Raw genomic sequence first — 20658 nt, forward strand, 5'->3', positions numbered from 1 at the left:
CCAAGATCAAATTCTTAATAAATTTAAAAAACTTGAATGGTATTTTATTTTTGCGATGACTTTCGTCACCGCACAAGCACAGTATGACAATTTATTGTTACTTTACCTATCTAGCACTGTCTAAATAACTTATACAGTTTCAGAGAACTGCTTTCTGTCCGCCGTTTTAGTATTTCAGCGAACATACTAACAAATATAGATATCATAGGGAATTTCTGCAAGCATTTTCGAAATAAATATCCTATTCCCTTGAGAAACAAGGGTTTTGGATACAATAAGGTATACTCGTACGAGTATTGTTCTTCTTGATAAAAAAAGAATCCTCTAAAATCAAGAGAAAAAGAATCTCATGCAAAAAAAACTTTTAATTTACTCCTTAGTGCTTCTCAACACGTTATCTGTTAAAAGTTTAGCGATCGAGTATCAACGCCATCCTAGCGCGGTACACTTTGCTTATAAAAGTTTGCCGAGCAACAGCTTGAAAGAACTCCTAGCCTTCAGTGTGTTATATCCCGAAACTCAGCAAGGCCAAGCCTCCATCCGTGAAGTACTTAGCTTGCTGATGGAGCCTAACTTAATAAGTTACGAACAAATCCATAAAGCATCTGCTGCAGCACCCGACTTGATCCGACTTTCAAAAGCTCTCCCCGGTTCCTTTAATTCCTGTTCTGAAGAGGCCCTGGAAATCATAGAAAATGCGTCAGGACATCTTCTTAACCGCCGCCTTGCAGGATATGGCATTACAGAACTTACTCTTGCCCAAAGAATGGCGCCAGATCAGATCGATCTTGCACGCGCTTTGCTATTGGCGGAAATGGGCAGTTCCCCCGAAACCTTGCAGCATGTGCGTTGTTACGAAGCAGCGCTGGATTGGATGGCTTTGCAGATATTGTTGCAATTAGGCCCCCATGCAACGCATGAACAAATGATCAATGCGATAAACGCCTATCTATTCCAAGTGCTGCATTATCGATTTCCCGCTTACCGTAAATACGCGAAGCAAATACAAAACTATTCTTTACTTGGAAAAGTCATAGAAGCCCGCCAAGGCGTTTGCTTGGGCGTTAGCTTACTTTTTGCTTGTCTTGCCCAACGTGTAGGACTCCCCTTGCAAATCATTACCCCTCCAGGCCACATCTTTCTCCGCTATGAAACAGCGCAAGGATATAGAAATATCGAAACTACTGCGGGGGGCATTCATTTAGAAGATGAAAACTATTTAGGTATAGAACTGGAAGAGCTTCCCCGTCGAACTGTCAAAGAAACTATCGGATTAGCACATCTTAATACCGGATCAACCTATTGGCAGAATGGTGACTATGATAAAGCGCTGGAAGAGTATGCAAAAGCAAAAACATACATGGGAGACGACCCGCTGCTGCAGTGTTTTACCGGTTTTTGCTTGTGTCTAAGCGGGAGAATAGAGGAAGGAAAAAAGAATCTGATGCGTATTCGCAACAGTAATCATCCACTGATGCACCAAACAAAAATGATTGCAGCAGACTTCTTGGATGGCAGGACAGATGTAGAAGCTCTCAAGCTTGTATACGTTGAGGTTGATAAAGTGAGGACTGAACAAGAAAAACATTGTAATGAACTCATGGTGATGATGGAAAGATGTCCGCAATTTCGGGCAGGGTGGATGAAGCTTGCGATGACTTGGATGGATATGCAGAGAGAAGATAAAGCAATAGAAGCGATAGAAAAAAGTCATCAAGTCGATCCTAACGACCTTTCCGTAGAATATTTTCTTGCCCAGTTATCCCTTTCCCGACAAGATTACATTCAGGCTTGGAAATATTTGTTAAATGCAGAAAAACTTGCAGAAAAGAGGGTTAAACCCTTCAAGCCACTTAAACAATTAAGAAGCCAGCTCTCATCTTGCTGCGCCATTCCGGAGAATTAACATGACAAAGATTTATACAAAAACTGGCGATGCGGGAGAAACCTCCCTATTTACAGGTAAAAGAGTTTCCAAAGCAGATGCATTCATCGCAGCTTTAGGTGCTATTGACGAATGTAATAGTGCCATCGGTTTATCGATAGCTGCTTTCCCAAAAGATATTTCATTTGATAGCTTGCGGGAAGAGTTGATCATTATACAACACGCTCTTTTTGATGTAGGTGCTGCTGTGGCTACTCCTAGAACTCAAGCAGTTGAATCTAAATTACAGAAAACACGCTTTGATACCGAAGCGACAAATTTTTTAGAAAGCTGGATTGACAAGCATGAACATGAACTTCCCAAATTAAAAGCTTTTATTTTACCTGGCGGTCATCCTGCAGGAGCTACGCTACATCTGGCGCGTACAATTTGCCGACGTGCTGAGCGTCATGCTGTTCCTTTATATCAAAATGCTGATATTACAGAAGAAGTCCTGATCTATCTTAACAGACTATCCGACTATTTATTTGTTGCTGCAAGACAGATTAATCATCTTGCAGGTTCACCTGAAACTTTATGGGAGCATCATAAAATTCACTCAAACTAATCGAGGCTGCGATGATCGAAGATATTCGTTTTGTTGGAACTTTTGCTCGAAAAGACATTGTAAAAACAGAAGAACCCCTCTTTAAGAATCGGCAAGAAGGGAATCATGCCCATTATTTTGCGAATAATGCTAATGAAGGATATCGGAGAGAGATAGTTCTTGTCGGTTCCGACCTTCCAGATAGGATATCTGTTATTGACTTACGGCAGGTCATTGTAAGATTGATCCGCAGTCAAGAAGATGTCGATCTTAAGAAACTGAATGAAGAGGATGAAATAGAAGATTTTATTTCTGATATCTATGTAGCGGATTATTCGAAAACAGATCTCATGAAGACTCTCTTAGCATGCTTTAATGAGTTACCTAATTTACGTGAAAACAAACTTAGCGCTGAGGAACGAAGCCGCCTAACTGAAACTTTTCATCGAGTTAGCGAAGATTCTGCCTCGACGAAATTAAGTCTTGCAGCGAATACTCTGACAAATCAGTTATGGCTCTCTACCAATTACCACTCAGTCTTTAGCGATATCTTAAAAAAACGGCTAGAAAACGAAGGCCCCTGCATTCATCTATCCAGTCAAAATGTGAGAGATTTACCACCTGCTCTTGAAGACTATAAAGAGACTTATCTTCTTGATCTTCGTACCAATTATTTGGTGGATTTACCGGAGTATCTGGAAAGTTTTACAGAATTGGTTTCATTAGAATTAGAAAATAATGCCTTCAAGCATATTCCCGCCGTGGTGTTTAAATTATCGAAATTGGACTACCTCGGAATGAATGAAAACGATTTAAGAGAAATTCCTGATGAGATTTCAAATTTGAAAGAGCTCACTGTCTTATTCTTAGAGGATAATAATATCACTAAAGTCACGGAAAGTATTGGTGATCTAGAAAAATTGATCAATATCAACCTTTCTGTGAATAAACTCTCAACCCTGCCTGAATCTATAAATAAACTGCCCTTAGAAGAACTACGCCTAAATCATAACAATTTTACTTCCGTACCTGAATGCCTTTTTAGCTTACCCTCCACTTGTTATATTGATTTTTGTGACAACCCCCTTACAGAAGAATCTAAGGAAAGCTTAATGACTAGGATTCAGTCCCCTGATTATAAAGGGCCAAAAATCTGCTACACGTATGAAAATATGGAAAATATAGACTTCGATTGATCAGAATCACCCAAAGAGACCAAAGCGAAATCATTCCGCTTTGGTCTTAAAAGAATAGTTATGCTTCTACAGTAGCTACAACTGGCTCTATCCACCGATCGTGTGCTTTGATCAATGCCACGAGTCGGTCATCGGCATCAGAAAAGTCGATGTTTTTCTCGACGCAGGTTTTACCCACGTACAGGTCGATTTTACCTGGTTTGGAACCTACATAACCAAAGTCTGCGTCTGCCATTTCGCCTGGACCGTTCACGATACAACCCATAATGGCAATCTTAACTCCAGGTAGATGTGCTGTCCTTTCACGAATACGCGCTGAAACTTCCTGCAGGTTGAAAAGTGTTCTTCCGCAACTTGGACAAGAGATAAAATCCGTTTTGATAGTGCGCATCCTTGCTGCTTGCAAGATGTTAAAACTCAGTCTTCGCAACGTATTCATCGCATAGTTACCTTCAAGCAGTATTCCGTCCGCTAAGCTATCAGCAAATAACGCTCCGCATTCTGTAGAAGCCTGAATGACAAGATCTTCTTCGTTGCACGTATATGACATCCATAGAAGCACCGGAGCATCAAAAGCATTTTCCTTTGCCCAAAGCAAGAAGGAACGTACATAGTGAAAACGATCTAGAGCTTTAGGTTTGATAAATACCAATGCCGGTTTTAGATCAATCAGCTTTTTCCATTCGTCTTCAGTCTCATCTGTCACCACAATAGCTTTAGGATTTTGAGGTGCAATCAACGCAAACTTTTGTACGTTTGCACGCGAGCCGGCATTTTTCAATGGTTGAAGATCATTATGTGTCAAAACGGTGACACCGGCTTCATGCAGTTTTTCAATTTTATTCTGCAGACCTTCGCCAATCTCCCCTTCATAGACAATTAGGTCAGGACTGTCGATTTTCAGTTTGGGACGGTTGAATGCTGTTTCGTACCCGGCATCCTGGAAGAACGACTCTTTCTCAAATTCACTTTTTGAAGCTAATACTGCCACAGTTCCATCACGATGCATCGAGACTGTCTTAGGAAGCGTTACAGCTTTTTTCTCTACGAACATCGAAATACGTTGCTCACCACCATAACCGGGTAATGATTCATAATGGTGTGCAAAATTTACTAGACGTTTGCAAGGATCTATTTCATACCAAGGATCTTCAGTTAATGAGACGCGGATGGTGTCGCCCAAACCATCTAAAAGTAAGGCGCCAATACCCATTGCGGACTTGATACGTCCATCTTCCCCTTCACCAGCTTCTGTCACGCCCAAATGGAGTGGATAATTCCAGCCTAATTTAATCATTTCAGCATTCAGCATGCGGTAGGCTTGCATCATCACAATAGGATTGGAGGCTTTCATCGAGAAAATAATATCGTGATAATCGTATTTGCGGCAGATGCGTGTATATTCTAATGCAGACTCCACCATCCCAGCCGGCGAATCGCCGAAGCGGTTCATGATACGGTCGGAAAGGGAACCATGGTTTGTACCAATACGCATCGAGATTTTGCGTTCTTTACATTTTTTGATAAGGGGAGAAAATTTCTCTTCGATCCGTACAAGTTCTGCAGCATAGCTTGCGTCATCATATTCTATCACCCTGAATTGGGCCCGCTTGTCAGCATAGTTGCCCGGGTTGATACGTACTTTGTCCACAAATTCAGCTACACGCATAGCTGCCGGCGGGAAAAAGTGGATGTCTGCAACAAGAGGAATAGTATAATTGGCTTGGACAAGTAGGTTCTTTATCTCTTCACAGGTATCCGCTTCCTTCATGCCTTGAACAGTCACACGGGCAATTTCACAGCCATAATCGGCAAGCTTTTTGATTTGGTCCGCTGTAGCTGCTGCGTCACGTGTATCCGACGTGGTCATTGATTGGATGCGTACAGGATTGGTTCCACCTACGGCGACATTGCCGACCATGACGACACGTGTGGGAAAACGTTTTGTGCGATGAGTATCAAATGTAAACTTATCCATTTACAATTCCTTGTTGTAATAGTGGAAATAGAATAGCATAAATATGATTAAAAAAAATCGTAGTCAGACATGTTAAAATATTGGTATATACTTATGATAACTTTTACAACTATGACCCAAGCTGTAGAAGCTTTTAAACCTTCCATTGATCATGAACTAGTACAAGAATTAATCACTAAACAGATTAGAATTATTGCTATTCGTCACGGAGAGGCTTTGCATAATCTGGGTTCCCTTATGAACTCCTCTCGTTCTCCGGGAATACACCTCACAGAGCGCGGAATCCAACAGGTCAGGAATGCAGCAGAAAAATTACGTCATGAGCAAATCCATTATGTCTATGCTTCGCCTGTATATAGAACAATGCAAACAGCCCATTACCTTACAACATCATTAGGAGTCCCCCACTTAAAAGTTGCTGTAGCAGAAGATTTAAGAGAACAGCACTTTGGAATCTTTGAAGGGCGTTCCTACTACGAGTACGTCGATTTCTTTGATGATCCTGAGGACGTATATACCAAAGCAGCCCCTGAAGGTGAATCCGGGGAAGAACTCTATATCCGCACAAAAGAATTTTTACGAAAAGTTGCTAGTGCTCACGAAAAAGAAACTGTAGTGTTAGTGACGCATGCTTTTAACTGCCATCATATAAATTATTGCTTAACCGGATCGGATGCGGATTTACCCAACCAAGCAGAATTCAAAATCTATTCAGTTCAAGGCGAATAATGGCTTACTCTAAAGACGATCCAAAATCTGTGCAAACAATGTTTTCCAGCATTGCTCCACGTTACGATATGACAAATCTTATCATTTCATTAGGTTTGAATAAATATTGGAACCGGCAGCTTGTGAAACATTCCCTTTCCAGCGCTCCTGTGGGACACCTGTTGGATTTGTGCTGCGGGACCGGAGAGATCGCTTATGGTTTTCTAAACAGAACAAAGCTACCTCAGAAAGTACATCTTATCGATTTCAGCGAAAATATGCTGGTTATGGCTAAACAACGTGCCGAAAAATTGAAACTGCATTCCAAACATGAGCTCACCTTTACCCAGGGTGACGCACAAGCAATACCATTAGATAAAGACTCCGTTGCCTGCGTGAGCATTGCTTACGGAATTAGAAATGTTTATGACACTAAAAAATGCCTTGCTGAAGTTTTAAGGGTATTGCAGCCCGGCGGAATCTGCGGAATTTTAGAACTCACACGCCCTAAAAATAAGGTGATGCATCAACTTCATAAGATCTATTTAAGCACAATGCTACCTTTGCTAGGTAAGCTTCTTACTTCAAATCAAGATGCATATTCTTACCTAAAAGATACTGTAGGAAAATTTATTGAACCTGAAGAAATTGCTGGAATCATGCAAAACACGGGCTTTAGAAATGTGCGTGTCATCCCCTTAAGTTTTGGCATCGCACATCTGATTGTAGCTGAAAAAAGTATCTAATTAACTTTAAGGACACGAAATGAGTCTCTTGAATATCCATCCTAATTTACCTACCACTACAGTTCAGAGCGAGTTCACTTCTCCCCCTGTAACATCTATAGTCTTTGCTGAGCTCTCAGAAAATCCTTTAAAGATTTCAAATCTAATTGACCTTCTAAAAGGGATTTTACCTGAATTAGGTGAAAAAAATAATCCTGAAGACCCGAATAATATCCCTCCGTATACAATTTTGGGAATCTCAAATCCCCCACGTCAGGCTTATGTCAGAGAGCAGTTTTTACATATCAACACACTCTTAACAAATGCTCTTACAGCGCCCTTATATAAAGATAAGGATCTTTCTAAAGAATACATCTTTGCACTGACTGAATCCATCCAGCGTGGCTATAGTACCGCCACTGGAGTGCTATTAGATCATTCCTCATTTTATATTAAAAATGACAACGAATCTCTTTTACCTGGGTCGAAGCCGTTAACCTTTTCTAAAATACAATTCAAGTGTTATGAAATACTTATTGATAGTGAGAATGAGATTAATATTTTTGATTTTCTCCGGTTAATTGAAACGTTTAACGCCCATAACTTAGCAGTCACATCCACTATGGAAAGTGGTATATTCCATAAATTAAAAGCTTATTTTGCAGCTATCGATCCGGTTGTCCTAGAGCAAAATAACGAAACTGTGGATAGTTTATTCGAAAAATCCCGTGCAATACTGCTTGCGAACCTCAAAATTATGCCCCCACAAGGCATCAAATGCTAGAAATACTGTAATATATGTTAGCTCTTGGACACACCCACCTCAGCCCTGAGTTGTTTAAAAAAGAATATACAGAAGATGTGCATACTTCCGTACAGCCTCCTTCTTCTGAAGAAGGCTGTATGTATATTCCACTTAATCTTGTGGAATTATTATCTAAAATGAGTGTTCTTTTTCCGGAGTTAGCAGCTCAGGCCAATCCATATAACTCTACATTCATCCCTCAATATAAAATGGGGGAAATGACTTGTGTCTGTTATCGCCCTGCTGTGCTGGAAAATCGTTCAAACGTTGTTACCTTGCTTCTGAATGCCCTGAATAACCCTTCTTTTAAGGATAGTCAACTTGCCTCCGTCTATGAAGAAGCATTAGCTGAGGCTGTATTTAGGGGGTATGCAGGAGCTGTGAATGTTCTCTTAGATCATTCCTCATTTTATATAAATGCTTATAATAAAAACGAAACTTCTGTTCCTGGCTACGTGCCGATGCCGCTAACCTGTTTTAAGATACAAACCAGGTGTTATAAAGCACTTATTGATGGTGAGAATAAGATTAATATTTTTGATCTTCTACGATTAATGAAGATCTTTGGAGACCATGGATTAAAGATGTCATTTGCTTTCGAAGCAGATCTCTATAGCAAAATATATATAGCGATCGGCGCTTTAGATTTAAAATCCAAAAACATCAACCGTGATGAGCTTTGCAAACAGGTTAATGCCTCTGTAGCAGCATATATGCGGGATAAAATCTCCGTTCATGGCGGTATTCGGGTTTAGAGCCTACTCCTAGTGCTGCGACTTGTCGCAGCTTTCATTGCCATCGACTTGCCGAGGCATCTTACACAATGTTTTTTAAGCGGCCCGTCGTTCCCCACGCTCTTTGTGTTGACAATAAGGCTTCAATTTTTCGAATTTTCTCAGATAATTCCATAGATAATACAGTGACTTAAGGTAACCAGTCTGCGGGTCCAAGATATCCTCTTACTGGCTGAATGAAGAACATGCATGCAATTTTTTTGATAGTGTCTATCAGTGCAGCTATCATCCCCGTTTCTAGGGCTACAACCGCAATTTTTCTAGCAACATGTATCCCTACAGGGACTGCTGTTGTAAGGAAAACATGAGAGAAACTTATATATAATGCAGCTAACCCATTTTCAGCTAAGATAACGGAGAAGAACCTCCTTCTTGTTGAATTCTGAGGGCATAACATATTAAATAATTCGTATGACTTTCTGATAAAAGTATAATTCGAATGAGTTAAAGTATTAGGATTTATGCTTTGAATCAGTACGGCTACTTTTCTACCTATCCAAAAACTAGCAAACAAGGGGGTTAGTTTAACTGCCAAGGGAAAAAAATAATACGGTGCTACTATTAATGCGTTCATTTATGTAACTCCAATTTTATACGTAAAATAATGGCGTAAGAAAGGCAGTATACGAAAAGCGATCATTGGATTCACGCACATTCACCGCAAGCACATGAACAATAAATTCCATACTATAAATACAAGATATAATTATCATTTAAAATATAAAAATTATCAGTAATTTATTAAGAAATGATAAATAAAAAAATTATATCATACAATCAAAACGAGAATTACTAAGACTTATTCTTGGTAAGTAATTGATTTTCTAATATGTTTTGCCATTTTATCCAGTCGGGATGAAGTACTTGTCCAGTTTTGGTTATAAGTTCTTTAGCCTTTTGAAGAGAGGCTAAAGCTTGGTCGTTATCTTTGATAATGAGGCATTCCGCAGACTTTAATAGATGAAATTCAGGTTGGGAAGGCTCAAGGATGAGGGCTACATTAATGCTGCTTAGAGCGATCTTAAATTCGCCTTTATAGTGCATTGCAAGTGATTTTTGAAACCAGTAGTTGGCGTTAGTCGGCTTGCTAAGGATAAGAAGAGTAAAAACGCCGTAGGCGCTTTCCCATTCCTGGTTAGTTAAGCATTCATCTGCTACCTTCTCGATGACTTGCAAGGTTTCGGGTGTAGTGGAAGAGATGGATGTTCCGGTAGCAATATTATCGATAAAGTCATTGATTACTACTTTATCATTGGTTGGGTGAGTATCGCTGTAGTTTTTTAAAGCTTTGAATCCAATTTCTACATGTTTTCTTAATTCGTCCAGTTCAAATTCTTTAGACAGGGCTGAAGTAGATGCATGATTATGCAGGGGTAAGGATGAAAGATTAAGTGGGGATACTTTATTTTCTTTGGAGGAAAAGTCATCTCTAATATTTTTGTTTTCGATAGCCATATTATCCTCACTATCTTTTATTTGTATATTAACAGATTAGTTCCATTTTAAAGTAGATCAAACAAAACAATATTTAATCTATTAACTTATACGCTTAACTCATGACGAAGCAATTTGCCTAAGGCTGAGCGGGGTATGGATTCCACTTGATTTACTTTTCTTATCCGTTCGAAGGGCAGCACTTTATCGTTATAAAGATTTAAGGCTTGAGAAATCTGATTTTCGGAAGCCGTTGTAAATAGTTCTATCGTATATCCCAGTCGTTCATCGACAACAGGGGAAATTGCAGTTTCTTGTACGGTTAATCCTGAATCTGCGGCAGCTTGTTGCCAGATTTCTTCTAAATGCGGAAGAAGGACGCTTTCTCCGCCAATTTTTATAAAGTCGCCCTTTCTTCCTTTATGTTGAATTGTATCCCCTTGAATATCCACAATATCATCTGTCTTTAGCCAATGATCCTTAGGAAAAACCTCAAATTGATAGCCATTTTCGCTGATATGGGCATATGCACTGAGCAAACTAGGGCTTTTGATATGAAGGCGTCCTTCTTCATCTACTTTGTGATGAATATGAGGTAAAATATTTAGAGGAGGAAGGAGAGCTTCTGTCATTAGCGATTCGAGTGGAGCCGTTGCAATCTGTGATCCACATTCTGTCATTCCATAACTGGGGAGCAATGGCCATCCTAAAGCACGGGCCTTCTGATATAGAGGGTGAGAAAGAACACCTCCACCTACAACAATAGCTTTTAAAGATTTAGGTGCAGGCAGTTCTTTTTGTACTAGATCATGTACTTGAGCTGGAACCAGGGAAGATAAGGTTATTCTTAACGAGCTTACTGCATTTACAAATTCTTGCGGCGACCACTCTTTAAGTTCGTAGACAGGACTTCCAGAAAGTTCGGCCCGCGCGTAAATGCTACAACCTCCCACATGAAAAACCGGCAGTACATTTAGCCAAATGTCATCACTATCACATTCTAAGTGGTGATTTACAGAACGGGCCGAAGTTAACAACGCTCCCCTGGAAATACCTACCCACTTTTGAATTCCTTTATCGCCAGTGGATCCAGAAGTGGAGAACCATAGCAAACCTTCGGGAGTTGTTGGAGACTCAAGAATACTAATGATTCTAGCGCTTTCTTCTGGAGACAAGCGTGGATTCGTTAATATGTGAGTCGCAGAACTTAACCAATCGATGGGATCTTTAGCTCTATCCATAATTCCTCAACTTAAGAAACAGCCTATAGAAAAGAATAATGAAAACACTAGGTGTGTTGCAGCAGATTTCACTAACAAAACGTTACCCCGGGCGCTAGGCTGAGCATCCCAAATTTCGCGTACGACTTGCAATGCCATCGGAAAAGCTAGAAAACTTAAAGTTGCCGGCAGTGTCATTCCGATTTCAAACCAATATATATTTAGTACAAAGGGTAAAAGCAAGGCTGAAATAATTTCCCACCGTCCAAAATTAATTCCCCAGCGAACAATCAGAGTATTTTTATGCACGGCTTTGTCTTGGATGTAATCCCGGAAATTATTGTTAGCTAATATAGCTGTGGAAAGCAAGCCGATCTGCAATCCTAGTATGAGAATAGATAGATCCAAAACTCCGGTCATTGCAAAGTAAACTGCTCCGGTAATAGCCCACCCATAAAAAAGCAGGACAAACAATTCTCCCAGACCGTTATATGCTAAAGGAAAAGGTCCTCCGGTGTAGAAATAACTTAGCAGAGCCGACATTGCGACAATGACGCCAATGGAGGGAATATCCCAGGCAATGGGCAGGGCAAACAAAACGCCTGCTGTTAAAGCCGCAATCCCAGCCCAAAGCATCTGAGAATAGGAAATCCAACCCTTCTGAACTACTCTGTCGAAGCCTATCCGTTTAGCATTGTCGGCACCTTTTTTATAATCAAAAGCGTCGTTTGTAAAGTTTACGCCAATTTGAATACAAAGGGCTGTAAGCAGTCCGCAAAAAAAAACGAGCCAGGACCACGCGTGGAATTGATAATAGGCTAGGGCTGAAGCTGCAACCACAGGCAAAACGCCTGCGGTCAGAGTTTTTGGCCTAGCAGCATAAAACCAAACAAGAATTTGTGAGGGTCTTTCAGCCTTAATGTCAGCGTGGTTCATGGCAGCCTAGGGAATTGTTTAAAATCAGGCTTTCTCTTTTCTAGAAAGGCTTTTTTGCCTTCTTGGGCTTCCTGGGTCATGTAAAACAGCAGCGTAGCGTTTCCGGCTAACTCCTGTAAACCGATTTGGCCGTCGCAATCTGCATTCAAAGCAGATTTTAGGCAGCGCAGAGCTAAAGGAGAATGCTGTAAAATCTGATTGCACCATGCTACTGTTTCCTCTTCCAATTTTTCGTAAGGAACCACGGTATTGACTAAACCCATATCGAGAGCTTCTTGAGCATTATAATGACGGCATAGATACCAGATCTCGCGCGCTTTTTTCTGCCCGACGATACGTGCCAGGTAGCTGCTGCCAAGACCGCCATCAAAAGACCCCACTTTTGGGCCTACTTGTCCAAATATTGCATTATCTGCCGCTATGGTCAAGTCGCATACGACATGCAAGACATGTCCACCACCAATAGCATATCCTGCAACCATAGCGATGACTGGCTTTGGAATGGAGCGGATTTGTTTCTGAAGATCTAGTACGTTCAAACGTGGTATGCCGTCATCCCCGACATATCCTGCTTCTTTACGTACGGACTGGTCTCCTCCGGAGCAGAACGCTTCCTTGCCTTTGCCTGTAAGGATAATGACTCCGATTGAGCTGTCATTACGGCAATGTTCAAATGCTTCCTGCATTTCAGTGACTGTTTTAGGACGAAAAGCATTGCGCACGCGAGGACGGTTGATTGTGATTTTTGCAATCCCCTCATTATTCGTTTCGAAGAGAATGTCTTCAAAAGTTTCAATTGTTTGCCATGTTGTCGTTGCTTCATCTTGTGTGATCATTTCACCATCCTTTTTAGAGAGTTAATGAAGGCTTCTAATTCAAAAATAAATTTTTTCGGTTGATCCCAAGGAACACGATGCCCAGCCTCAGAAAAAAGAGCAATCTTTGATTGAGGGTGCGATAATGAGAGTTTTTTAGCGCGTTCAGTATAGGCTCTATCATTTAATCCGGCACACCATAAAATCGGGACTGGGGCAGACTGTAAAAAGGTCTGGAAGTCCTTTTGGTGGCCTACTGACCAGTGCGTAAGTATCTCTGCCAATAGCTCTCTTTGATAGTATTTTTCTTCTCTAGTAAACCTTGTAGAGCCTACTCGGAATACTTCCTGGTCTTCCCAAGCGTTCATTACCTCGTCCCAAGGGTTGCTACGGAATTTATCTGCCCAAGCTCTATCAGCCAGCAGCCTATTCTCATTCATATTCATACCGGTATGTGCGGATACCAGGACTGCAGCGTCCCATAACTTAGGGTTATCTTGTAGAAGGTGCATAGCAAGACGCGCACCTAGGGAATATCCTACGATGATATGATGATTTTCCTTGCTTGGGTAGCCGTACTGTTTTTCAATTTGTTTGTTAAATAAACGGCTCCACTCGACCATATTTTGTGTGAAGTTATCGATATAGGTACATGGGATATGAAAAATGCTCGAAGATTGCGATAGGATCGAGTGCCAGTCATCAGGCCTACCTAAAAACCCGGGCAGTGAAAAAAGTATAGGGTTCATGAATTATCAGCACTCCAAAATAGCTTTGTCTGTTCTGCATCCGGGATTATTTCTATGAGATATGCTTTTTGATAGATATTTGGAGGCAACTTTTCGGGAACGGTATGCCACTGAACATACTGCATATTCCATAGGGACGCCAAAGGGGCGAAAGAGAGGTTGTGACAATTATAAAAAGCTTTATCGCCATACATTCTCTCAAAAATCTTGCCGCCTCCATTATTGATCACAACACATACAGGCTTAATATGGGGATTTTGGAATAATGCCCAGGGGGCAGACATATCGTATAGGGTTGTCAAATCCCCAAAAATACCCCAACAGGGAACATCTTCGCGGCACATACCAAAAAAGGTGGAAAGCTGGCCATCGATGCCATTAACACCCCTATTTGCAGCGATATTTGCATGCGGGTGAGAAAAAGAGGCGGCCATGTCCCATTCACGAATAGGGAGACTATTCCCTAAATACACAAACGATTCAGTTCCAATTAATTGTGATAAATAATGCACGAGAGCCGGTTCTGACGAAGGGAACTTATCAAAACTGATGAGGCGCTTTTCTAATACTTTTTGGTCTTCTTTAATAAAGTTATTGTAGGGTTCGTATTCCTTATGGACCACTGTATCCTTCAACCCTATCAAATTCCCTACTAAACATTTGCTCCAACTAGCTCCTGGGAATGGGTTTGCGCTAATGCTAAGCAGAGCATACTTCCCTTGGCACTCATCCAAATCCCTCCACATTCTTAAGGTAGGTACTCCCCCAATCCTTAAAACAGCATCGATAGGATACCCCGCCTTTTCTGCCCTCTGCCATATCCCTTCAGTTGTACGTATAGAAAGATGATCTAGAGCTTTATTTTCACGCAGCCCCGAGGATGCTTCAAGATAAACCGGCGCTTTCAGGATACGCAAAAAAGACTCTACTGCGGGTTGCTCTTCTTTTGTCAGTCCGGAAACAATAACAAAAGGGCAAACGGCATTATCAAGAAAATTTGAAAGCGTTTCTTTGTCATATTCAAAATCTTGTAATGACCATTCCGGTTTGGTATGGGGATCAATTTTTCCTTTTCCATAAGGATCTTCCAAACACACATTCAAATGCAATGGTCCTTTAGGGCATAGATTGGAAGTGAATTTCAGAGTTTCTCCGTCAGCAATATCTTCTTCGGCGTGTACATAATGACTGAAAAGGCCTACTTGCTCTGCGCTTTGCGGCGCGCCTGTCAGTCGATATCGGCGAGGCCTATCTGTAGTGAGAATAATCAAAGGAAGTCCGCTGTAAAAGGCTTCCATTGTTGCAGGTAGTGTTTCGGCGGCTGCAGTGCCAGACGTAGTAATTATTACTGCGGGTTTACCACTATTCTTGATCAAGCCTAGGGTATAAAAAGCTGCTGAGCGTTCTTCAAACCATGAAGTAACCTTAAATCGTTCAGACGATTTCAACTCTTGTACAAAATAGGCATTGCGCGAACTTGGACACAGAGTAATATGAACCACGCCTAGTTTTTCTAAGCCGTCTAAAATTTGATGTACAAGTTCACGGCTCATAATCCAATAGAACTCCGCACAGCGTTAAACTTGGCATTCCACTCATACCATTCGCTCAGTGGATCGCTAGACTTGACTACTCCGCATCCTGCCAATACTTTTAATTTATCACCGAGCCATTGGACGTTACGAATTGCAACGTAGGCAGCTTCTTCGTTTTTGTCCGGCCACCGGTATCCTATAGGAGCACCATAATATGTACGTGGAATTTTTTGATCATATTGCTTTAACCAGGGTTCACCTTGCGATTTAGGGTAGCAGCCAATGGAAGCGGTAGGATGCAAACGCCGGATAAGTTCATCAAAGGAAGGTAATTCTTCACTTTCAGCTTGAAGTGGAGTTGTAAGATGGAACATTTCATTTCCAGCTTGTTTCCAATACGATGCTGAAGTACTAACATCTTTAAAATCAGATAATGCATGTTTTAATCCATCCACTACAAGGGTATGTTCATGCAGGATCTTTTCATAATCGCTCGGATGTTTTGTAGAAGATGTTCCAGCACAGGCTACAGTGTACAGTGTCTTATCGCGTACAATGAAGATCTGCTCCGGAGAGGCGCCGATCATTCCTTCTTCACCCTTCCAATAAGCGTAGGCATACCCGTGAAAATCACGTGCGTAATTGCAAGCATGGGAAAGCATATGATTGCGGTATTGGGAATCTATTGGCAGATCTAATTCACCGGATATGTAGGGAACTGCTTTGTTAAATCTACCTGCAAAGATACTCTGCATAACGTCTGCTACGGCGGAAGTAAAATCTTCTTGTTTTGGCAGCTTCCAATTAATAGATAGCTTCGATTGTGTTAGGGATAATGGCATGCGATCAAGCTCAGACCATTGACTAAACTGCACCCAGGGTTTCGGTTTTGTCAGGAAGAAATCATTAAGGTAGAAAGCAGGTGCATCATTATCCGGAGGTATAGAATACTCGCTTCTATCTCCCCATCCCACTAACAAAGTACCCCGTACAGTAGTGACAACTGCTGCATCCTGTTGGAATAATGCTGCATCCATAATCATGAAAATAGCCTCAAAATTGGGTTGGGTATAACCTAGGTGCTTTATTTTGTAAATATACGTGTGAGCCTTTGTGCATTTAAAACTACAATGATACTGCTTGCTGTCATCGCAACTGCGGAATATATAGGGCTTAAGTATCCACTTAAAGCAAGTCCGATGCCGATGACATTGTAGAAAAAAGTCCAAAATAAATTTTGTTTTATTAGTCTGCGCGCTTTTTTTGCTAGCTCCCTAATAGGTAACAAGACGTCCAATTTTTCCGTCGTGAGTAGAATATCCGAAACTTGAATTGAGATATCGGTGGCTGAAACGACAGAAATAGCGACATCTGCAGCTGTCAATGCGGGTGCATCGTTAATTCCATCCCCTACCATTCCAACAACAAAGTTATTGTTTTTAAGTTCCAGTATTTTATCTCTTTTTTGCAGAGGGTTCTGCTCGGCATACCAAGAATCAAATCCACATTCTTTTGAAATAAATGCCACTGTCTGAGGATTATCTCCAGACAATAAAATAGTTTTAATTCCCTGAAACTGCCCTAGGAGTTGTTTTATTTCCGGTTTCAGGCTGTCGGCAAGGAAAACTTGCGCTAGTAAGCTCACCCCTTCAAAAAGAAAACAAGGCGAACTACCGGGAATGCAATCTAAGCTGCTTGGCAGCGGGTAGCCTAACGAGTTGAAATATGCAGCAGAGCCAATCCTGTACACTTTATCTTTCCATTTTCCTTCCATGCCTTTCCCAGCGTGCTCTAGTACGGGGAGTAAAACCTCAACCTCATTTTGCAGTCCCCTTGCTATTGCCTGCGCTACCGGGTGGGTCGACTGTCTTGCTATATTGGCAATGGCTATCCTTTGTTCAGCAGAAAGAAATCCTAACGGTGACTGTACTTGTAGGTAACCTTTGGTAATGGTTCCTGTTTTATCAAAAACTATGACATCTTCCCTGCCTAAGAACTGTAAACTTGAACGGTTACGCACTAATGCACCACGCTCGGCCATGCTTTGGATAAGCTGAGATTCTACTAAAGGAACGGCTATCCCAAGTGCGCAGGGGCAGGCGATCAACAATACTGACAAAGCTTGCTCAAAGTTTCCACCACTTCCCATAAATGCACACACAGTTAACAGCAATACCGCTGGAATAAAATAGCGTAGAATAACCTCAATACGCTGTTCTTTGACGGCCTTATTCCCTATACCTGTTTGAACTAATTGCAAAATGCGCTGTTGCAATGATTCTTCCACCGTAGCTTTTACTTCCCATACGATCGCCCCATGCAGAACAATGCTTCCCCCAATAATTTTGCTGCCTACACTTTTTGCTACCGGCAAGCTCTCCCCTGTGAGCAGGGATTCATCGCAGGTTGCTTCTCCCCCCACCACCACTCCATCTAAAATAACTTTCTCTCCTGCCAAGGTTTTTACTTCGTCACCTACATGAATATCTGCGATAGGAACAAAATCGAATTTTGCATCAGAGAATCTCTTACGACCTCTTTTGGGCTGGCTACGGGCTATTCCAGCTAGTGTTTTCTTTGCATTGAATTTGGCTTTAGCCTCCACTAATTTTCCGCCAAGGACCAAAGCTACAATGACGCAAGCAGTATCAAAGTAAACATGCATATTCCCTGAAAGGAGCCGGTAGGTCGATAATAACGTCGCGGAGCCTGCGCCAAGCACGACCAAGGTTTCCATCCCAAAATAGCCTGTGCGCAGAGCAGCCCAGAAACGCTTATAGATAGGCCACGCGCCATATGTCATGACAGGCAGGGCAGCCCAAAATGAAAGCCATGCGAAAATCATTCCGTAGTCTTTTGCTTCAGCATCAAAGTAGGTAGCGTATAGAGGATAAGCGAACATCATGACATTTAGAGCAAAAAAACCTGTTACGGCGGAACGGATTTTCAATCCTCTCGAAGCGGAAGTAAGGGCTTGATCGTTTTGCAGGTCAACTTCATAACCCAGATTAGTCATTACCTTTACTATGCTGTCCAGATCAATATATCTGGGGTAATATTCTATCACTCCCATATCGGTCGCATAATCTACAATAACAAGGACAACTCCCTTTTTTTGCGATAGAACATATTGAATGAGCAAAGCACAGGAGGGACACCATAATCCCTGGATACTTATGACTTTACGTACTTTTTCCCAGTCTTCTTTATCTTCTTTCAGCTTTTTAGCTTGCAGCTCTTCTAATAACAGCGGATTAGAAATCAATCCTGCGAGGGCGGCCTCTTTTACTAGAGGATGATCTATTCCCCTTTCCAGCTCAGATTTCGCTACTAAAATAGTGTGAACGGCATGGCATCCTGCGCAGCAAAATAATAGCTTACCCTCTGTGAAAGGACGTGCGGTGATTTCAAGTTCGCATAATGCGCATAATGCTTGAGTTTCAATTGCCATACGAGCCTAATTTAGGTTATACTGAACACAAATAGAATTAGGAATTTTGTATGTTATTACGGCTTGCTTATTATGACGATCCATTTTTACGTAAAAAGACAAAACTAATAGATAAAATAGATGATTCCATCCGTACTCTCGTTGAAAATATGACTGAAACGATGAGAAAATACGATGGAATGGGCTTAGCCGCACCGCAAGTATTTGTAGACCAAGCAATTTTCATCACCTGCGTCCCTAAACAAAAAGAAGATGGTGAATGGGGAGAGGGAGAGGTTCGGGTATTCATTAATCCCAAGATTCTAGCTTTTAGCCAAGAGACATGGAGTAGAAGTGAGGGATGCTTATCTCTGCCTAATTTTTATGAAGAGGTCGTTAGGCCCGTCAAAATTAAAATCCAAGCCACTGATTTTGAAAGGGAAAGTTTTGAAGAGGAACTAGTAGGATGGGATGCAAGAGCTTTTCTGCACGAAAATGACCATATTAATGGTGTCTTATTTATCGACCGCATTAAAGGAAAGAAAAGAAAAGACATTGAGCCTATTCTGCGTATGATAAAGAAAAAATATCAAGGGAAGTAAACTAAACCTTCTAGACTTTTTGGTCGGGATTAAGTCGTTGTATGGGATTAAATGTGATTTTACCGGTTGACTTTACAAATTTGCCTGTTGCAAGTTCATTTCTAAAAAGTTCTAACGATATGACAGCTTTAGTAGAGGCAAGGTCTTCCACCGAATTCTGAGTGACGACATAGTCATATTCGATTTCAGCCTTTACTTTATCGCCAGCCTCTATAACGCTCACTGAATATCCACCGCGTTGCTCCAAAGCATAAATATTCTCATGATATGGTTCGTTTGGATTGCGGGGGGGCTGACTATTAAATTCCTTGTCATTCTGAAGGAATCCTCCGAATCCCTGCGCTATTAAGAGAAGAATTCTTTCTTTGACTTTTGGATCACGGTCATTCAAAAACCGAATTCCTCGCTCATAAAGTTCTTCTTTAGTTTTGCCTGTAGTAGACGCTTCTGACCCTTTCGGTAGATACTTCTCCATTCCAAAAACGACCTGCTCATTAACCTTTAAATACTTAATTCGGGAAATATCTTTTTCCACTTGTTCCGTCAATAAATATATATGGCCTCCCAATTTCATTTGACGTTTTCTGTCGACCTTGTTCAATTCCACATCATTAAATATGTTATTTACGCGATTGGATGAAATGTTGATGTCTTTAAATTTAAATTTACTAAGCCTTTCTTTATATATATCGTCCGTTTTAGCTGCTGCCGGAGAAGAGCTCATAGGGGTTAAATCTGGCCTGTTTAAAACGTATTTTTTATCGCCATTCACATGGAGGGTTCCATGGATAAGTTGTTCTCTAGTTGTTCTTCTTACATCCCCTTCTAGAGGTGACCAATCCGCCTTATAGCCTACAGGTCTGTAGTGGTCATAATTATCCACAACATTAGAGATATTTTCGTTGATTTCGCTAAGTCGGGTCGCCCACCCATTCTTCTGGTCTTGGGATGGATCATAAGTATTACTTATTTCGCTAAACAGTTTTTCAGCATCTTTGAGCTGTTCGACAATAAACTCGCTTTCATCTTGTTCAAAGACCTTAGCTTCAACGATTTTATGAATATGAGTTAACCTTGAAGAAAAATCGTCCATTGGAAGGTTCAATTTCATTTTAACAATGGAGTCAAGATAGTGAAAATCAAGTACTTTTACATGATCTGAAACTAAGGCGGAATTTAATACTCCGCTTGGCGGAAGATTATAGCTTGGAAAACTACTGCTAATACCGGAAATAGACATATATACCCCTACTTCTCTAA

General features: G+C 41.1%; 19 protein-coding genes. 8 read left to right on the forward strand and 11 right to left on the reverse strand.

Annotated elements, in window-relative coordinates; translation table 11 throughout:
- The first annotated feature begins 349 nt into the window (after positions 1-349).
- The 3 genes from WC222_10025 to WC222_10035 are packed head-to-tail and all read left to right on the forward strand — an operon-like array spanning position 350 to position 3667.
- On the forward strand, positions 350-1906 hold the full coding sequence (locus WC222_10025; protein MFA6916721.1) for a transglutaminase family protein: 1557 nt from the start codon (positions 350-352) through the stop codon (positions 1904-1906).
- Between the two features lies 1 nt (position 1907).
- Positions 1908-2492 carry a cob(I)yrinic acid a,c-diamide adenosyltransferase gene (locus WC222_10030; protein ID MFA6916722.1) on the forward strand — a complete coding sequence of 195 codons (585 nt, stop codon included), beginning with the start codon at positions 1908-1910 and terminating at the stop codon, positions 2490-2492.
- 11 nt (positions 2493-2503) lie between these two features.
- A complete protein-coding gene (locus WC222_10035; protein MFA6916723.1) occupies positions 2504-3667 on the forward strand; it encodes a leucine-rich repeat domain-containing protein in 1164 nt (387 codons plus the stop codon).
- A gap of 58 nt (positions 3668-3725) precedes the next feature.
- Here WC222_10035 and ispG read toward each other — a convergent pair whose 3' ends face one another.
- Complete coding sequence (gene ispG / locus WC222_10040; GenBank protein MFA6916724.1) at positions 3726-5645, reverse strand: (E)-4-hydroxy-3-methylbut-2-enyl-diphosphate synthase; 1920 nt, start codon at positions 5643-5645, stop codon at positions 3726-3728.
- 93 nt (positions 5646-5738) lie between these two features.
- Between ispG and WC222_10045 the strand changes: the two genes are divergently transcribed.
- The 4 genes from WC222_10045 to WC222_10060 are packed head-to-tail and all read left to right on the forward strand — an operon-like array spanning position 5739 to position 8638.
- Positions 5739-6374, forward strand: coding sequence for a histidine phosphatase family protein (locus WC222_10045; protein ID MFA6916725.1), 636 nt, complete (start codon positions 5739-5741; stop codon positions 6372-6374).
- Positions 6374-7099 carry a bifunctional demethylmenaquinone methyltransferase/2-methoxy-6-polyprenyl-1,4-benzoquinol methylase UbiE gene (ubiE, locus tag WC222_10050; GenBank protein ID MFA6916726.1) on the forward strand — a complete coding sequence of 242 codons (726 nt, stop codon included), beginning with the start codon at positions 6374-6376 and terminating at the stop codon, positions 7097-7099. Before WC222_10045 ends, ubiE begins: the two co-directional genes overlap by 1 nt.
- 19 nt (positions 7100-7118) lie before the next feature.
- Positions 7119-7862, forward strand: a complete 744-nt coding sequence (locus tag WC222_10055; GenBank protein ID MFA6916727.1) for a hypothetical protein — start codon at positions 7119-7121, stop codon at positions 7860-7862.
- A gap of 14 nt (positions 7863-7876) precedes the next feature.
- Positions 7877-8638 carry a hypothetical protein gene (locus WC222_10060; GenBank protein MFA6916728.1) on the forward strand — a complete coding sequence of 254 codons (762 nt, stop codon included), beginning with the start codon at positions 7877-7879 and terminating at the stop codon, positions 8636-8638.
- A 169-nt stretch (positions 8639-8807) separates the two neighbouring features.
- On the opposite strand, the gene WC222_10065 is transcribed toward WC222_10060, so the two are convergent.
- The 9 genes from WC222_10065 to WC222_10105 all read right to left on the reverse strand — a co-directional run bounded on the left by WC222_10065 (position 8808) and on the right by WC222_10105 (position 18817).
- A complete protein-coding gene (locus tag WC222_10065) occupies positions 8808-9251 on the reverse strand; it encodes a hypothetical protein (protein MFA6916729.1) in 444 nt (147 codons plus the stop codon).
- Positions 9252-9469: 218 nt separating this feature from the next.
- On the reverse strand, positions 9470-10132 hold the full coding sequence (locus WC222_10070; protein ID MFA6916730.1) for a hypothetical protein: 663 nt from the start codon (positions 10130-10132) through the stop codon (positions 9470-9472).
- Positions 10133-10218: 86 nt separating this feature from the next.
- On the reverse strand, positions 10219-11352 hold the full coding sequence (locus tag WC222_10075; protein MFA6916731.1) for an AMP-binding protein: 1134 nt from the start codon (positions 11350-11352) through the stop codon (positions 10219-10221).
- A gap of 6 nt (positions 11353-11358) precedes the next feature.
- Positions 11359-12267: a 1,4-dihydroxy-2-naphthoate octaprenyltransferase gene (gene menA / locus WC222_10080; GenBank protein ID MFA6916732.1), complete on the reverse strand. Its 909-nt coding sequence runs from the start codon at positions 12265-12267 to the stop codon at positions 11359-11361.
- Positions 12264-13103, reverse strand: a complete 840-nt coding sequence (gene menB, locus WC222_10085) for a 1,4-dihydroxy-2-naphthoyl-CoA synthase (protein MFA6916733.1) — start codon at positions 13101-13103, stop codon at positions 12264-12266. Before menB ends, menA begins: the two co-directional genes overlap by 4 nt.
- Positions 13100-13831 carry an alpha/beta fold hydrolase gene (locus tag WC222_10090; GenBank protein MFA6916734.1) on the reverse strand — a complete coding sequence of 244 codons (732 nt, stop codon included), beginning with the start codon at positions 13829-13831 and terminating at the stop codon, positions 13100-13102. Before WC222_10090 ends, menB begins: the two co-directional genes overlap by 4 nt.
- The gene (gene menD, locus WC222_10095; GenBank protein MFA6916735.1) at positions 13828-15384 is read right to left on the reverse strand and encodes a 2-succinyl-5-enolpyruvyl-6-hydroxy-3-cyclohexene-1-carboxylic-acid synthase; all 1557 of its coding nucleotides are present in this window, start codon (positions 15382-15384) and stop codon (positions 13828-13830) included. Before menD ends, WC222_10090 begins: the two co-directional genes overlap by 4 nt.
- Entirely contained in the window at positions 15381-16409 is a 1029-nt protein-coding gene (locus WC222_10100; protein ID MFA6916736.1) for a chorismate-binding protein, read from the reverse strand. The genes menD and WC222_10100 overlap by 4 nt, the downstream gene beginning before the upstream one ends.
- Before the next feature lie 41 nt (positions 16410-16450).
- Positions 16451-18817: a cation-translocating P-type ATPase gene (locus WC222_10105; GenBank protein MFA6916737.1), complete on the reverse strand. Its 2367-nt coding sequence runs from the start codon at positions 18815-18817 to the stop codon at positions 16451-16453.
- A 50-nt stretch (positions 18818-18867) separates the two neighbouring features.
- Between WC222_10105 and def the strand changes: the two genes are divergently transcribed.
- Positions 18868-19398: a peptide deformylase gene (def, locus tag WC222_10110; GenBank protein MFA6916738.1), complete on the forward strand. Its 531-nt coding sequence runs from the start codon at positions 18868-18870 to the stop codon at positions 19396-19398.
- A 10-nt stretch (positions 19399-19408) separates the two neighbouring features.
- On the opposite strand, the gene WC222_10115 is transcribed toward def, so the two are convergent.
- On the reverse strand, positions 19409-20638 hold the full coding sequence (locus WC222_10115; protein ID MFA6916739.1) for a hypothetical protein: 1230 nt from the start codon (positions 20636-20638) through the stop codon (positions 19409-19411).
- Positions 20639-20658: the final 20 nt, after the last annotated feature.

The organism is Parachlamydiales bacterium, assembly GCA_041671045.1.
Taxonomy (GTDB): Bacteria; Chlamydiota; Chlamydiia; order Chlamydiales; family JABDDJ01; genus JABDDJ01.